The following is a 14654-nucleotide window of genomic DNA, read 5'->3' as shown; positions in this document are numbered from 1 at the left end:
TCGCAAAAAGGAAAGTTGCAATGGAACAGTGTTGGCGCTGGTATGGTCCGGATGATCCGGTGACGCTTGAGCATGTCAGGCAGGCTGGCGCTACCGGCGTGGTTTCGGCGCTTCACCACATCTATGATGGCAGGGCCTGGCCTGAAGCCGATGTGCTCGAGCGCAAGCGCATCATCGAGGCCGCCGGCCTGACATGGTCTGTCGTCGAGAGCATCCCGGTCCACAATTCATTCAAGATCGGCGCGCCCGAACGCGAGCGCTACGCCGGCTACTATCGCGACAGCATCCGCACGCTTGCCAGGGCCGGCATCAAGACGATCTGCTACAATTTCATGCCGGTGGTGGACTGGACGCGCACCGACCTCATGTATCGCCTGCCGACGACCGGCTACGCCTTGCGTTTCGATGCCATCGATTTTGCCGCCTATGACCTTTTCGTGCTGCGGCGCAAGAACGGCGCGGCCAGCTATACGCCGGCGCGTATCGCCGAGGCCGAGAAGCGCCTGAAGGCGCTGACATCGGAGCAGGTCGACCAGATCGAGCGCAACCTCATCGCCGGCCTGCCGGCGACCGAGCGCAAGTATGACCGCGACAGTTTCCGCGAGGCTTTGGCGGAGTATGACGGGATCGGGCCGAAGGAATTGCGCGACAACCTCGCCTGGTTCTTGCGCGAGATCATTCCGGCGGCGCAAGAGGAGGGGGTGCGCATGTGCATCCACCCCGACGATCCGCCCTTCTCGCTCTACGGCCTGCCGCGCGTCGTTTCGACCGCGCAGGATGCGCGCTTCATCCTCGACGCCGTCGACAGCCCGGCCAATGGGCTGACCTTCTGCACCGGCTCCTATGGCACGCGCGCCGACAACGACATCGTCGCCATGATCAAGGAATTCGCCGACCGCATCCATTTCGTCCATCTGCGCAACATCACCATCGAGGAAGATGGCTCGTTCTACGAAGCCGAGCATCTCGAGGGCGGCACCGACATGGCGCATGTCGTCCTCGCTCTGATGCAGGAGGAGGCGCGCCGCCGCAAGGGGGGTCGCACCGACTGGCGCATTCCGATGCGGCCGGACCATGGCCACCTGCTCGCCGACGATATCGGCAAGAAGAAGATCAATCCCGGCTACTCGCTGATCGGCCGGCTGAAAGGCCTCGCCGAACTGCGCGGCATCATGCGCGCCGTGGAGAAGTTCGGGCTGGCCTGATTAAATCTCTTGCCTAAGGTGTGTTGAGATTCAGGTCAGGCCGAGCCGAGAATGGTGACTTTCGAGAACCGGAGCGGAGCGGACATTGGGGTCCGTGAGCACCGTAAGTGCGCCATTTGCAGGCCGGCATCACCTGAATATCAACATACCTTAGTGTAGGTGCCTGAGCTTGTCAGGATTGCGCACGACATAGATGGCCGCGATCCTGCCGTCCTCGATGTCGAGTGCGGTGGTCTGGAGTTCGCCATCGGCTTCCAGGGTGACGAACCCCGGCAAGCCGTTGATGAAACCGACGCGGACAAGTTTTGAGCCATGCGTGCGCAACCAGGCCGCCACCTGTTCATATTGCTTCATGACGGCGTCGAAACCCAGGGCCGGCTCGGTGGCTGCGGGACGCTTGCCGCCGCCATCCGCATGGGCGCTGACGTCTGCCGTCAGCATCGCGCCAAGCGCCTTCATGTCACCGCTGCGCGAAGCCGTGAAGAAGGCCTCGGCAAGCGCCAGGCCGCGTTGCCTTTCCACCGTGAAGCGGGGCCGCGCCTCGCGGACATGGCCGCGCGCCCGGGCGGCGAGCTGGCGGCACGCCGCCGGGTCGCGCTCAATGGCGGCCGCGACCTCGTCAAACCCGAGCCCGAACACATCGTGCAGAAGAAAGGCCGCTCGCTCGAGCGGAGACAGCCGCTCCAGCACCAGCATCAGCGGCAAGGTGACGTCTTCCACCTCGTCGTCTTCCACCACGGGATCGGGAAGCCAGGGGCCGACATAGGTCTCGCGCTTGCGCCGCGCGGATTTGAGCTGGTCGAGGCACAGGCGTGTCACCGTGCGGCGCAGGAATGCCTCGGGCTCGCGCACCGTGTCGCGGTCGGCCTTCATCCAGCGGATGAAGGCCTCCTGCACGGCATCCTCGGCGTCCGACACCGAGCCCAGCATGCGGTAGGCGACGCGCATGAGCTTTGGACGCAGCGGACCGAAGTCCGCCGCGGCATCGTCGGGTGCTGCGCTCGTCATCAGGCCGCGGCCGCCCGGGCAGCCTTCACGGCTGCCGGGTCGGCATACAGGCCGAAGCCGACGGCGATACGGTTCCAGGCGTTGATGATGTTGATCGTCAAGGTGAGCTTGATCTGCTCCTCCTCCGTGAAATGCGCCTTCAGCTCTTCATAGACACTAGCATGGCTGGTACCTTCCGAGAGCCGGGTCAAGGCCTCGGTCCAGGCAAGGGCCGCGCGTTCGCGGTCGCTGTAGCAGGGTGCCTCGCGCCAGGCTGGCAAAAGATAGATGCGCTGCTCGGTTTCACCGTTCTCGCGCGCCTCCGTCGCGTGGAGATTGATGCAGTTGGCACAGCCATTGATCTGCGAGGCGCGCAGTTTCACCAGTTCGGTGAGGCTGTGCTCGAGGCTGGCGGCTGCGGAGAGTTCGATCGAGGAGCGCTGCCAGTTCTTCATCAGCGAAGGGGCGACGGCGAAGAGATCGATTTTTGCGGTCATGGTAGGCTTCCTTCTGTTGGTGCCGTCCACATGACGAGGCAGTGTCCGCCAGTGTGACATGAAGGCCAGGATTTTTTCGGCCATGCGCTGTTCCCGTCAGCCGCTCCAGCATGCTTAGCGGCGTCGGCCAAGTCACCTTCGACCACTGGCAACTGGATGCGCACCAAGCGGCGGCCCACCATCTGGCTCAAAGCCCGCATAAACTTGCGCGACGTCTAATATGGGAGCAGAATTGAAGGCGTTTGAAGGAGAACGGCTCATAAGCAAATCGGGAGGAAACCATGAACAGCATGAGCCTCACCACGCTTGATCGCGGCAAGACGACAGTCGACGCCGCAGCCATCGAAGTGCTTTCCGCACAATTACGCGGCACGCTGCTCCAGCAGGGAGACCCCGCCTACAACGAAGCCCGCACCATCTGGAATGCCACGGTCGACCGACGGCCCGGGCTGATTGTGTGTTGCGTCGGCGCCTCCGATGTTATCCGTGCCGTGAATTTCGCCAGGGAAAACAGGCTTCTTGTCTCCGTGCGCGGCGGCGGCCATAACATTGCCGGCAGCGCCGTCTGCGACGGCGGTCTGATGATCGATCTGTCGCCGATGAAGTCGGTGCGGGTCGATCCCGCCGCACGGCGGGCATGGGTCGGACCTGGCGCTACGCTTGCCGACGTCGACCGCGAAACGCAGGCCTTTGGGCTGGCGGTGCCGACAGGCATCAATTCGACAACCGGCATATCAGGCCTGACGCTGGGCGGTGGCTTTGGCTGGATCACCCGCAAATTCGGCCTGACCATCGACAATCTTGTCTCCGCCGATGTGGTCACCGCCGACGGCAAGTTGCTGCGCGCCTGCGAGACGGAAAATCCGGACCTGTTCTGGGCGCTGCGTGGCGGCGGCGGCAATTTCGGCATTGTCACGGCATTCGAGTTTCAGCTTCACCAGATGGGTCCGCAGGTCCTGTCGGGGCTTGTCGTCCATCCTTTTGCCGATGCCGAGAAGGTGCTGGAGGAGTATCGCAAGGCGCTCGAAACGGCGCCCGACGAACTGACCTGCTGGGTGGTCATGCGGCAAGCGCCGCCGCTGCCCTTCCTGCCGGCCGAGTGGCATGGCAAAGATGTTCTGGTGCTGGCCATGTGCTATTGCGGTGATCTCCAGGCAGGTGAAAAGGCGACGAAGAAGCTTCGCGCCATCGGCTCGCCGATTGCCGATGTCGTCGGCCCCAACCCGTTCACCGGCTGGCAGCAGGCATTCGACCCATTGCTCACCCCGGGCGCCCGCAACTACTGGAAAAGCCATGACTTCACCGAGCTTTCCGACAGGGCAGCCGAGATCGTCACTGAAGCGATACGTGAGCTTCCCGGCCCGGAATGCGAGATATTCATCGGCCATGTCGGCGGTGCGGCGGGCTGTGTGGCGCAGAACGCAACCGCGTTTCCGCAACGCAGCTCGCACTTCGTCATGAATGTCCATGCCCGCTGGCGCGAACCGGCGATGGACAGGGCCTGCATCGGTTGGGCGCGCGGCCTCTATGAGGCGGCCAAACCCTATGCCGCCGGCACGGCCTATGTGAACTTCATGCCGGAGGACGAGGTCGACCGGGTCGAAGCGGCCTATGGCGGCAATTACCAGCGGCTCCTTGAGATCAAGCAGCGTTATGACCCGCTGAACATGTTCCGCATGAACCAGAACTTGCGGCCGAAGCAAAGCCAGCGCGCTGCCTGAGCCGGCCGCGTTGCAGTGACGAAAGCCCGCGCCTCCGCCAGTGGCGCGGGCTTTCGCAGAGCCATAGGTCACGGCTCTTCCGTTCATGTTTCAGGAGACAGGACCGATCCGCTGGCGCAAATTGATGGAGCGCGCGTTTCTTCTTCACCACATCATGAAGGACGCGACATCCGCATCCGAGACCTTGCCGGCGTTCACGTCGGCGATCGCCTGGTCGACGATCGCCACGCCCTCGGCCACTTCGTCCTCGGTCAATGTCAGCGGCGGCATGAACTCGAGCACATTGGCCTTCAGCCCGACATAGGTGAAGGCCGCGCCCAGCTCATAGCCGCGATAAATGATCTTGGCCGTGGTCGTGGCAGGCACCGGCTCGCGGGTCGCGCGGTCCTTGACCAGGTCGACGCCGATGGCGAGGCCGCGGCCGCGCACATCACCGATGATTTCGTGCTTCGCGGCGAGCGCCCGCAGCGCGTCGGAGAACAGCATGCCGATCCGCGCCGAGCGTTCGACCAGGCCTTCGCGCTCGATCGTCTTCAGCACCGCATTGCCTGCCGATGTCGCCACCGGATTGCCGGCGGTGGTCTGCAAGGCGAAGGCCGGCGCATGGTCCATGATCTCCTTGGGCCCGACCACGGCCGACAGCGGCAGCCCGCCGCCGATGCCCTTGCCGAACACGACGAGGTCCGGCGTCAGTCCCTCGTGCTGGAAGCAGTGCATCATGCCGCTGCGGGCGAGCCCGACCTTGACCTCGTCGACAACGATCCTGATGCCGTGTTTGCGGCAGCGTTCCTGCAGTGCTTTCAGGAACCCCGGTGGCGGCACGATCAGCCCGCCATCCGACATCAGCGGTTCGATGAACATGGCCGCGACCTGATGCGGTGGGCAGGTGGTCTCGAACTGGTAATCGAGCAGGGCAAGCACCTCCTCGCCGCTGAAGTTCGGCCGGAACGGATCGGGGTAGGGCAGCAGCACCACGCCCGGTCGCGGCAGCGTATGCGTCATGGCGGTGTGGCCGCTGATGCCCATCGAGCCGGAGAGGTTGCCGTGATAGGAGCCGATGAAGGAGATGAAGCGCGAACGGCCGGTGGCCGCCTGCAGCACGCGCACCGCGCAGTCATTGGCGTCCGACCCGGAATGGCCGAACCAGACGCGCCGCTCTCCTTCTCCCGGTGTGATCGCGAGCAACCGCTCAGCCAGAGAAACGGCGGGCTCGTTCGGATAGAGCAGCAGGCTGGCGCCCGCCATGTTCCGGACCGAGGTCTCGACCGCTTCGGCGACAGCCGGATGGCCATAGCCGAGCACCGCCGGGCCGGCCGATCCCGACAGGTCGAGCAGCGAGCGGCCGCCTTCCTCGATCAGCCTGTTACCCTGACCTCCGACGACGCTGAGCGGCGAGAAGCGCAGCTTGCCGATCTGCGCGATGGTCGCGGCGTCGCGTTCGCGCAGGCTCGGATTGCTCACGAAACCGTCTCCGTCTCGTGTGCCGGCAGTGCCGCCGCAAGGCGGTCCGCCCACTCCTCGATGCCGGCCCTGTTTGCCAGCAGATCCTGCCGGATTTCGATAAGGACGGCGGGGATGCCGCGATCGTCGCCGTGAATGGGCACTGCGTAATCGGCGTCACGGCTGATCACATAGGGCACATTGGCCGCGACATTGAGTGCCGCGTCGGCGCGCAGGCCCGAAAGGATCGCTTCGGCGAGCCCGGCGGCATGCTCATGCAGCACACCCGCATGCCATGGCCTGGCGACCCCCAGGAAGACCGGCGTGAAGGAGTGGATCGTCACGATCCGCGTTGGCCGCCCTTCGGCCACCCGTCGATCGAGATGTGCGGCCACCCGGTCATGGAAAGGCGAAAACATGACTTTGGCGCGTCGGTCCCGTTCCGCCGCATCGATGCCGACATTGCCGGGAATGCCGGTATCTTCCGACAGCACCGGAATGCTGCCCGGGGTGCCCAATGGCCGGTTGAGGTCGATCAGCAGCCGCGAATAGCCGCTGAGGAAGGCGGGCGCATCGAGCCGTCTAGACAAGAGGCGCGTCACCTCCGCGGCGCCGATATCCCAGGCGATGTGGCGTTGCAGATGGCTGGCATCGAGGCCGAGCTGCCGATACTCGGCCGGCATGTGGTTGGAGGCATGCTCGCACAGCAGGACAATATCCGAGTGGCCGTGCTCGTTGAGAGCCTCGACGGCGACGGGCCAATCTTTTTCAGTCTGCGCAGTCATCAATAAAGCGTCCGGTAGAGATCGCAGATGGCGGCCGGGTCGAGGCCGGCCAGACGCTCGGCCTCATGGCGCTTCAGTCCCACAAAGGTCTCTATGAAGACCGGCGCGAACCATCCCGTGACGGTCTTGTCGGCGAGAAGCGCGTCCAGCGCCGCCGGCAAGGTCTCCGGCAGCCGCACCAGGCCGAGCTTTGCCCGTTCCGCCTCGCTCATCAGCGTCGGGTCTCCGGTGACCAGCGGCGGCGATGGCAGGTCCGCCTTCAGCCCTTCCAGCCCGGCGCGGATGATCGCTGCCAGCGACAAATAGGGGTTGCCGGTGGCGTCGGCCGCCCGGTATTCGACATTGTATTGCCGCGCGGGATCACGTCCGCCGATCGTCACCGTCGGACAGATGCGCAGCGACGCCTCGCGGTCGCGGTCGGCGAGCCAGGTGTAGGACGAACTCCAGCTATGCGGCTTCAGCCGGTAGAAGGACGACACGCTCGACGCCGTCATGGCGGTGATCGCCGGGAGGTGACGCAGTACGCCGGCACAGAAGGCGCCAGCCTTGGCGGACAGGCCGCCAGGTTGCGCCGCGTCGTAGGTCACCGGCTTGCCGGCCTCGTCGACGAAGCTGAAGTGGATGTGCACACCGTTGCCGACGGCATTTGGCGCTGTCTTGGGCGCGAAGCTCGCGCGCCAGCCGGCATTGCGCGCCACTTCGCGCGTGACCTCACGAATGGCGACGGCGCGGTCGGCAGCCGTCAGCGCATCGGCGGGCTCGTGCGTCACTTCGAACTGCTCGTCGCCGAATTCGGCGATGACCACCTCGGGTCCGACGCCTGCCTCCTCCAGTGCCGCCATCAGATTGGGGGCGAACGGATCGGTGCGGCGCAGCGCGGCGAAGGACATCGAATGCGCCGGTGCGAAGCTGCCGCCGGCAATGTGGAACTCATGCTCGAAGGCGGCGATGACGGAAAGGCCGGTCGCTGCCTTCAGCTCCGCCAGCGCATCCCTGAGCATGGTTCGCGTGCAGCCGAGCCATGGGCTGCCGTCGAGCTCGACGATGTCGCCGGCCACCATGTCGAAGGGCGTCGCCGCTCCGGTCCGTTCGGTGCGGAAGCGCGCCTTGAGATCGGGGATCAGCCGCAGATCGCCGGAAGACCCCCAGGGATTGGGATCGACGATGGAATTGAAAGGCGTCATCGACAGATTGGCCTGCAGCCAGCCGACACCGGTCGCGGCGGTCTTCTGCAGCCTGCTTTCGACAACGAAGCGGCCCCGCGTGACGGCGCAGAGATCCGTGGTGACTACGGCAACGAGGGGCTCGACGGTCGATGTCATGCCTTTTTTCCCAGGGCGTTGAAACGATCGACGACGGTGTCGGTGTCGGTGACCCAGCAATAGCCGCCGAAAGCCTTCAGCGCGATATCGTGGCGCTCCTGGGTGATCGTGGCGCAGGCGTCCGACACGCAGGTGACGAGATAGCCTCGGTCGGCGCCATCGCGCACGGTCATGTCGACGCATTGGTCGGTGAGCACGCCGACCACGACGAGGTAGCGGATGCCGAGATTCTTCAGGAGATAGTCGACATTGGTCGAGTTGAAGATGCCGGACGAGGTCTTCGGCAGCATGATCTCGTCGCCGACCGGCGCCAGCGATGCAACCGGCAGGCCCTCGGGGAGGCTCGGCGCGACATGGATCGGCGTCAGCTTGTGGTCGAGCGAGCGATCGCGGCCGTCTTCGGTCAGGCTCTGGATGATGGTGTGCAGCACCTCGACGCCATTGGCGCGCGCCGCCGCCAGCAGCCGCTCCTGGTTGGGGATCGTCTGCGAGGATGTCTTGCGGTAGAAATAATGGTCGGGGCCGCGCTCCGGATGCGAGGGATCGGCGCCCGGTTCCAGCCAGATGCGCTGCATGTCGACGAGCAGCAGTGCCGTCTCGCCGGCACGGAAGGCTTCGTCTCGCTTGGGTAAGGCCTGCTTGGATAAGGCTTGGGTCATGCTTTGTCGTCCTGCTTTGGTGATTTGGGTCCGGGTGTCTTGCGTGGTCCGGCTGCCTGGCGTGCGCCGTTCTCTTGCGGGTCGCTGTCGAGCGTCACCGCATTGGCGTGCCGCACTTTCTCGATCCTCTCGATGCGAGCCCGGGCGTCGTCGCCCAGCGTCGAAACGATGTGGGCTGTGAGCGCTTCCATCTGTGCGATTGCCGGCGCCAGCGTATCGTAGGGCGAGGCGACTTCGAGCGGGCTGACGATCGTGACTTCGGCGAGATCCGATATCGGCGACAGCCATTGGTCGGTGAAAAGCAGGATGCGTACATCATGCGCCGCTGCCTGGCTTGCATAGGCCATCACGTCGAGCTGGTAGCGGCGATAGTCGAAGACGACGAGCACGTCACGGCGGCCGAGATCGGCCAGCGTGTCGAATGCCTGGGGGGAGAGCACGCCGAGATCGCGGACACCGGTGCGGAACTGCACGAGATATCCGGCCAGCATGCCGGCGATATGGCGGCTGAACCGACCGCCGACCAGCACGATCTCACCCTTGGCCTCCATCAAAAGGCGGGCGGCCCGCTCATAGGTCTGCACCGGCGTCGCGGCGGTGGCTTTCTGCAGGGCCGCGGTGACGGAATCGAGATAGGCGAGCACGGCGCTGTCGCTTGAGCCGCTCTGCCGCTTCGCCTCCATCATCAACAGCGGTGAATGCAGCCTGGCCTCGACTTCGGCCAGAAGCTTTGCCTGGAAGTCCGGAAAGCCTTCATAGCCGAGCTTGACCACCAGCCTGACCACGGTCGGGTCGCTGACGCCGGCACGACGGGCAAGCGACGAGGCGGTGCCGAGGCCGGAGGTCGGATAGTCCGTCAACAGCAGCCGGACGATCTTCTCCTCCGATGGCGTCAGCGCCAGATCCCCGCGCATCAGAACATCGCGTATCGCCATTGGCCTCCCCGAAATAGGTGTTGGGCTCTTAGCCTCGTTATGTCGAGTTTATTACAGGGATTTTAATTCAGGTCAACAATGAAGAGATGTTGACATAGCCGGAAGAGTAGCCTTACCTTGTCGGAAAGCAGCCAAGAGACTGTGGGGAACAGCCATGCGAAACGGAAGCGACGTCATCGTCGTTGGTGCTGGAATTGTTGGATCGAGCACCGCCTATCATCTGGCCAAGGCCGGTGCGAATGTCGTGCTGGTCGAGCAGACGCATCCCGCCGGCGGTCCGTCAGGCAAGTCTTCGGCGCTGCTGCATGCCTTCTACCTGATGCCGGAATTGTCGCAGCTTTCCATCCGTGGCCGCGAGATCTTGGTGTCGCTGCCCGAGATCGCGGGCGAGGGGTCCTTCGTCACCGAGATCGGCATGATGTGGGTCTGCGGCAACGACAATGTGGCGGGCTGGAAGGCGGCGGCCGAACGCATTCGCGGCGAGGGCGCGCGGATCGAGACCTTGTCGCCGCAGGCCTTTGCGGATGCAGCGCCCGGCTTTGCCTTGGACAATGTCGCGCTGGCGCTGTGGGAACCCGAATATGGCTATGCCGATGCCTTTGGCGCCACCAACGCCATCGCCCGCGCCGCCCGTGCCAGTGGCGCTAAGATCCTGCAGAACACGCTTGTCGAAAATCTCCGGCGGCAGGGAGACCGCATCACCGGCGTCACCTTGACCGATGGCACGGTGCTGGAGGCCGATACGGTCGTGCTGGCCGCCGGTCCATGGACGCGCCGCCTGCTGGCGACGGCCGGCCTCGATCTGCCGCTGCATGTCGAGCGCCATCCGATGGCCGTGCTCGACGCCGCCGGCAAGGCTAGGCATGTGATGCCGTTCGCCTGGTGCGATGACATTTCCTGCAACTACGCGCGGCCCGACAATGACGGCGTCATCCTGGCCGGCACCTGGGCGGGCGGCGGCACCGGCCTGCGTCACGAGCATGCCGGCCGTCCGCGTTTCGTCGAGAACCCCGACACCTACATGGAAGGCGTCGAAGAGTCCGAATCGGTCGAGATCCTGGAGACCTTTGCTACCCGTGTGCCCGCCATGGCCGAGCTTGGCATCCGCCCCGGCTACGCCGGACTCTACGATATGAGCCCCGACGATCTGCCGGTCATCGGCGCCATGCCCGGTGTCGAAGGTCTGGTCGTTTCGGCAGGGTCCTCCGGCCACGGTTTCAAGACCGGGCCGGCCGTCGGCGAGGCAATCGCCAAACTGGTCACCGAAGGCGCCCAGCCGATCCTGGCGCCGTTTTCGCCCAGCCGTTTCAAGGCCGCGTGATGGCGGCGGTGATGATGAGCGAGAGCAAGCCCCGCGGCTTCATGCCGGCCGCGTTTCGCAACGCCACGGCCGATGCCTTGTGCATGGTGGCGGTGCTGCTCTTGGTGGCGCTTGCCGCCTTCATCTTCGGCGGCGCCGCCATGCAGCGCGTCGTCACCTATGCCGCGATCATGCTGACGGCCGTGCTTGGGCTGCAGATTTTCTCCGGCAATAGCGGCATCGTCTCTTTCGGTCAGGCCGCCTTTGTCGGCCTTGGCGCTTACGCCACCGGCATTCTCACCATGCCGACCTCGCTGCAGCGCACGGCGCTGCGCGATCTGCCGGAATTCCTTGCCGGGTACCAGCTCTCCTTCTTCGCGGCGCTGGCCGTCGTCCTGGTTCTGGCTGTCGTCATCGGTCTGCTGACCGGCACGCCCTTGCTTCGACTGACCGGATCGAGTGCCTCGATCGCCACGCTCGCCATGCTGATCATCGTCTACACGCTGCTGGTCGCCGGGCGCGAGATCACCCGGGGCAGCCAGCCCTTCTACGGCGTGCCGCGAGAGGTCGGGCTGTGGACCGCCGCGGCGATCGCCTCTGTGACGCTGATCGCGGCGAGGCTGTTTCGCGAGACCTCCTTCGGTCTTGCCACCCGCGCCGCCGCCAATGACGAGCGCGGCGCCGCCGCCGTCGGCGTTGACCAGCGCACGGCGCGGCTCGCTGCCTGGGTGGCGGGCGTTGTCGCCGCCATGGCCGCCGGCGCCATGATGGCGCAGTTCCTGGGCGCGTTTTCGCCGCGCGACTTCTATTTCGACCTCGGCTTCACCATGCTTGCCATGCTCATCGTCGGCGGCATGACGTCCTCGCTCGGCGCCTTCGCCGGCGTCATCGTCACCATCGTGGTGATCGAGGTGGTGCGCCGCTTCGAGGGTGGCGGCGAAGTGCTCGGCCTGCATTTGCCTGTCCTCTTCGGCCTGACCCAGGGCGTGCTGGCCATCGCCATGATCCTGGTCATCTGGCGCCGGCCTACCGGCCTTTTCGGCGAGCGTGAGCTCAACCTTTTGCGCCGGTCAGGGCGCCGGGCGGACATGGCTTCGGCCGCGGTGCCGCAACAGGTTGGTGCCGACCGGCTGATGGCCGACCATCTGTCGCGCCGTTATGCCGGCGTCGTCGCCGTCGATGACGTCAGCTTGAGCTTCGAGACCGACAGCATCACCGGCATCATCGGACCCAACGGCGCCGGCAAGACGACGCTGCTCAACATGCTGGCCGGCGATGTGCAACCCAGTGCGGGAACCGTGTCCGTCGGCGGCGTGGTGCGGCAGGCCTCGGCCTTTCGCTTTGCGCGGTCAGGCATTGCCCGCACCTTCCAGAACATCCGCGTCTTTCCGCACATGACCGTGCTGGAAAACGTCGTCGTCGCCGCCCGCCAGGTCGAACCTGATCTCGGCCGCGCCGAGGCGGCCGCCATGCGCGAACTGTCCCGCATGGGTCTGGAGAAGTCAGCCGACCAGCCGGCGGCCCGGCTTGCCTATGGCCAGCGCCGTCGGCTGGAAGTGGCGCGCGCCCTGGCGCTGAAGCCGCGCTTCCTGCTGCTCGACGAACCGGCCGCCGGCATGAACGCCGTCGAGACCGCCGAACTCGTCTCCATCCTGTCGGCGGTGCGCGCCGAGCGCCGCATCGGCGTCGTGCTGATCGAGCATGACATGCGGCTGGTGATGAACCTTTGCGAGCGCATCGTCGTCATCGATCACGGCCGCGTCATCGCCGACGGCACGCCGGCCGATGTCCAGAACAACCCCGCCGTCATCGCCGCCTATCTCGGCAGCCGCACGGCGCGCGCCAAGACCGCGACACCTGAAAACCAGCCCGCATAGACCGCAACGACGACAGCCAACGATAACAAATCCAGAAGGAGAACCGACATGCCAAGCCTCTATCGCCTCCACCGCGCTGCCCTGTGCGCGGCGGTGTCCGGCATCGCCGCCATTTCGACGGCGAGTGCCGAGGAGATCATCATCGGTGCGGCGACCGCGCAGACCGGCGGCCTTGCCCCCTACGACCAGCCGGCCCTTGCCGGCTTGCGCATGTCGCTTGACGAGCTCAACGCCAAGGGCGGGCTCGGTGGCAAATACACCGTCAAGCTGCTGATCAAGGACACGCGCTCCGACACCGCGCAGACCGCCACCGTCGCCCAGGAACTGATCGACGCCGGCGCCAAGATCATGATCACGCCCTGCGACGCCGATCCCTCGATTTCCGCCGGCCAGCTCACCCAGCCGCTCGGCATTCCGACCCTGACCTTGTGCGGCTCCGCCCCCGTGCTCACAGGTGCGGTCGGCGACGTGATGTTCGGCACCTATCCGGCCGACAATGTGCAGGCGACGGCAGTGGCCGATTTCGCCGTCTCCGAAGGCAAGAAGAAGGTGTTCCTGCTGACCTCGCCGGACTCCACCTACACCGCCAACCTGCCGGAATATTTCGGCAAGGTGTTCGAGAAGAAGGGCGGCGCCGTCGTCGGCCGCGGCACCTTCACAATGGGCCAGCCGGACTTTTCCGCCGAGATCACCAATATCAAAGGCTTGGCCGACAAGCCGGACCTGATCATGACGGCGGCCTATGAGCCGGATTTCCCGGCCTTCATCCAGCAATTGCGCGGCGCCGGCGTCACCATCCCGGTCTATGGCGCCGATGCCATCGGCACGCCGACCATCAAGGCCCTTGGCAAGCTGGTCGATGGCGTCGTCTATACCGCGGCCGGCTATGCCGAGCCGGGCAGCAAGCTCGAAGCCTTCAACGCCGCCTTCACCAAATATGCCGGCCACGCGCCGGAATCGACCTATGAGGTCAATGGCTACGAGATCGGGCTGATCCTCGACCAGGCGGTCAAGACCGCCGGCTCCGACGATCCCAAGGCCATCCGCGACGCCATAGCCAACCTCAAGGATTTCGAGGGCATCACCGGCAAGATCACCTATGCCGGCACCGACCGCATGCCGCTCAGGCCCGTGGCGCTGATGCGCTACGACGGCGGCGAGGGCAAGCATGTCGAAACCCTGATCCCCGCCGCCGCCGACGTTCCCGCGCCGTGATGCCATGCTGAGCGTCGAAGCCCTGAAAATCCGGTACGGCGAAGTCGAGGCGGTGCGCCGTGTCGACCTCACCGTCGACAGCGGCGAGATCATCGCGCTGGTCGGCGCCAATGGCGCCGGCAAGAGCTCGACGCTTGGCGCCGTCGCCGGGTTGGTGCCGGCTGCGTCCGGCAAGGTGGTGTTCGACGGGGCCGACATTACCGGCCTGGCTCCGGAGGCCATCGCCCGCAAGGGCGTGGCGCTGGTTCCCGAAGGCCGCCGCATCTTCGCCAGCCTGACGGTCGCCGACAATCTGCGTCTCGGCGGCGCGGTGCATCAGCCCGCCGCCGAGGCGAGGGTGCGCGAGGAGGAGATGCTGGAGCTGTTTCCGATCCTGCGTCGCTATCATCGCGTCAAGGGCGGCAATCTGTCCGGCGGCGAGCAGCAGATGCTGGCCATCGCCCGCGCCCTGATGGGCAAACCGCGCATGATCCTGCTCGACGAGCCATCGCTCGGCCTTGCCCCGCAACTGATCGACACCGTTTTCGACCTGATTGCCGAACTGCGCCGCAAGGGCCTGACCATCCTTCTGGTCGAGCAGAATGTGGCACTGGCGTTGGAAATCGCCGACCGTGCCGTCGTGCTCGCCAATGGCGAGGTGGTGTTGTCGGGCACGGCAAAAGAACTCGCCTCTTCGGACCTCGTCCGCCAGGCCTATCTGGGAGCTTGAGA

Annotated in this window: 13 protein-coding genes; 6 read left to right on the top strand and 7 right to left on the bottom strand. The window is 65.4% G+C overall.

Annotated elements, in window-relative coordinates; genetic code table 11:
* The first annotated feature begins 20 nt into the window (after positions 1–20).
* Positions 21–1205, top strand: coding sequence for a mannonate dehydratase (gene uxuA / locus MesoLj_RS32235; RefSeq protein ID WP_202323866.1), 1185 nt, complete (start codon positions 21–23; stop codon positions 1203–1205).
* Positions 1206–1355: 150 nt separating this feature from the next.
* On the opposite strand, the gene MesoLj_RS32230 is transcribed toward uxuA, so the two are convergent.
* Together MesoLj_RS32230 and MesoLj_RS32225 are read right to left on the bottom strand one after the other, a co-directional pair.
* Positions 1356–2213 carry a sigma-70 family RNA polymerase sigma factor gene (locus tag MesoLj_RS32230; RefSeq protein ID WP_202323865.1) on the bottom strand — a complete coding sequence of 286 codons (858 nt, stop codon included), beginning with the start codon at positions 2211–2213 and terminating at the stop codon, positions 1356–1358.
* On the bottom strand, positions 2213–2689 hold the full coding sequence (locus tag MesoLj_RS32225) for a carboxymuconolactone decarboxylase family protein (protein WP_202323864.1): 477 nt from the start codon (positions 2687–2689) through the stop codon (positions 2213–2215). The genes MesoLj_RS32230 and MesoLj_RS32225 overlap by 1 nt, the downstream gene beginning before the upstream one ends.
* A 281-nt stretch (positions 2690–2970) precedes the next feature.
* Here MesoLj_RS32225 and MesoLj_RS32220 point away from each other — a divergent pair, with 281 nt between their 5' ends.
* Positions 2971–4410 (top strand): FAD-binding oxidoreductase, encoded by a 1440-nt coding sequence (locus tag MesoLj_RS32220; RefSeq protein WP_202323863.1) that lies wholly within the window; start codon positions 2971–2973, stop codon positions 4408–4410.
* A 144-nt stretch (positions 4411–4554) separates the two neighbouring features.
* Here MesoLj_RS32220 and MesoLj_RS32215 read toward each other — a convergent pair whose 3' ends face one another.
* From MesoLj_RS32215 to MesoLj_RS32195, 5 genes are read right to left on the bottom strand one after another with little or no spacing between them, the layout of a single operon-like run.
* Positions 4555–5871 (bottom strand): aspartate aminotransferase family protein, encoded by a 1317-nt coding sequence (locus tag MesoLj_RS32215; protein ID WP_202323862.1) that lies wholly within the window; start codon positions 5869–5871, stop codon positions 4555–4557.
* A complete protein-coding gene (locus MesoLj_RS32210) occupies positions 5868–6635 on the bottom strand; it encodes an N-formylglutamate amidohydrolase (RefSeq protein WP_202323861.1) in 768 nt (255 codons plus the stop codon). Before MesoLj_RS32210 ends, MesoLj_RS32215 begins: the two co-directional genes overlap by 4 nt.
* Positions 6635–7957, bottom strand: coding sequence for a glutamine synthetase (locus MesoLj_RS32205; protein WP_202323860.1), 1323 nt, complete (start codon positions 7955–7957; stop codon positions 6635–6637). The genes MesoLj_RS32210 and MesoLj_RS32205 overlap by 1 nt, the downstream gene beginning before the upstream one ends.
* A complete protein-coding gene (locus MesoLj_RS32200) occupies positions 7954–8616 on the bottom strand; it encodes a cysteine hydrolase family protein (protein ID WP_202323859.1) in 663 nt (220 codons plus the stop codon). Before MesoLj_RS32200 ends, MesoLj_RS32205 begins: the two co-directional genes overlap by 4 nt.
* The gene (locus MesoLj_RS32195; RefSeq protein WP_140774908.1) at positions 8613–9551 is read right to left on the bottom strand and encodes a MurR/RpiR family transcriptional regulator; all 939 of its coding nucleotides are present in this window, start codon (positions 9549–9551) and stop codon (positions 8613–8615) included. The genes MesoLj_RS32200 and MesoLj_RS32195 overlap by 4 nt, the downstream gene beginning before the upstream one ends.
* A 154-nt stretch (positions 9552–9705) precedes the next feature.
* On the opposite strand from MesoLj_RS32195, the gene MesoLj_RS32190 reads away from it, so the two are divergent.
* Genes MesoLj_RS32190 through MesoLj_RS32175 form a run of 4 tightly spaced genes read left to right on the top strand, consistent with a single transcriptional unit; the run spans position 9706 to position 14652 of the window.
* Complete coding sequence (locus MesoLj_RS32190; protein WP_202323858.1) at positions 9706–10872, top strand: NAD(P)/FAD-dependent oxidoreductase; 1167 nt, start codon at positions 9706–9708, stop codon at positions 10870–10872.
* Positions 10873–10886: 14 nt separating this feature from the next.
* The gene (locus tag MesoLj_RS32185) at positions 10887–12728 is read left to right on the top strand and encodes a branched-chain amino acid ABC transporter ATP-binding protein/permease (RefSeq protein WP_244735232.1); all 1842 of its coding nucleotides are present in this window, start codon (positions 10887–10889) and stop codon (positions 12726–12728) included.
* A gap of 48 nt (positions 12729–12776) precedes the next feature.
* Positions 12777–13943: an ABC transporter substrate-binding protein gene (locus tag MesoLj_RS32180; RefSeq protein WP_140774911.1), complete on the top strand. Its 1167-nt coding sequence runs from the start codon at positions 12777–12779 to the stop codon at positions 13941–13943.
* 4 nt (positions 13944–13947) lie between these two features.
* Entirely contained in the window at positions 13948–14652 is a 705-nt protein-coding gene (locus MesoLj_RS32175) for an ABC transporter ATP-binding protein (protein ID WP_056565325.1), read from the top strand.
* The last annotated feature ends 2 nt before the right edge of the window (positions 14653–14654 follow it).

The organism is Mesorhizobium sp. 113-3-9 (genome assembly GCF_016756515.1).
Classification (GTDB): Bacteria; Pseudomonadota; Alphaproteobacteria; order Rhizobiales; family Rhizobiaceae; genus Mesorhizobium.
Note: the sequence above shows the minus strand (reverse complement) of the source record. Positions and strands in the feature narration are given on the sequence as shown.

What these genes read in the sequence shown, in the direction of transcription:
- uxuA (WP_202323866.1), top strand. Translation starts at nt 21, where the DNA reads ATGGAACAGTGTTGGCGCTGGTATGGTCCGGATGATCCGGTGACGCTT.
- MesoLj_RS32230 (WP_202323865.1), bottom strand. Translation starts at nt 2,213, where the DNA reads ATGACGAGCGCAGCACCCGACGATGCCGCGGCGGACTTCGGTCCGCTG.
- MesoLj_RS32225 (WP_202323864.1), bottom strand. Translation starts at nt 2,689, where the DNA reads ATGACCGCAAAAATCGATCTCTTCGCCGTCGCCCCTTCGCTGATGAAG.
- MesoLj_RS32220 (WP_202323863.1), top strand. Translation starts at nt 2,971, where the DNA reads ATGAACAGCATGAGCCTCACCACGCTTGATCGCGGCAAGACGACAGTC.
- MesoLj_RS32210 (WP_202323861.1), bottom strand. Translation starts at nt 6,635, where the DNA reads ATGACTGCGCAGACTGAAAAAGATTGGCCCGTCGCCGTCGAGGCTCTC.
- MesoLj_RS32205 (WP_202323860.1), bottom strand. Translation starts at nt 7,957, where the DNA reads ATGACATCGACCGTCGAGCCCCTCGTTGCCGTAGTCACCACGGATCTC.
- MesoLj_RS32200 (WP_202323859.1), bottom strand. Translation starts at nt 8,616, where the DNA reads ATGACCCAAGCCTTATCCAAGCAGGCCTTACCCAAGCGAGACGAAGCC.
- MesoLj_RS32195 (WP_140774908.1), bottom strand. Translation starts at nt 9,551, where the DNA reads ATGGCGATACGCGATGTTCTGATGCGCGGGGATCTGGCGCTGACGCCA.
- MesoLj_RS32190 (WP_202323858.1), top strand. Translation starts at nt 9,706, where the DNA reads ATGCGAAACGGAAGCGACGTCATCGTCGTTGGTGCTGGAATTGTTGGA.
- MesoLj_RS32185 (WP_244735232.1), top strand. Translation starts at nt 10,887, where the DNA reads ATGAGCGAGAGCAAGCCCCGCGGCTTCATGCCGGCCGCGTTTCGCAAC.
- MesoLj_RS32180 (WP_140774911.1), top strand. Translation starts at nt 12,777, where the DNA reads ATGCCAAGCCTCTATCGCCTCCACCGCGCTGCCCTGTGCGCGGCGGTG.
- MesoLj_RS32175 (WP_056565325.1), top strand. Translation starts at nt 13,948, where the DNA reads ATGCTGAGCGTCGAAGCCCTGAAAATCCGGTACGGCGAAGTCGAGGCG.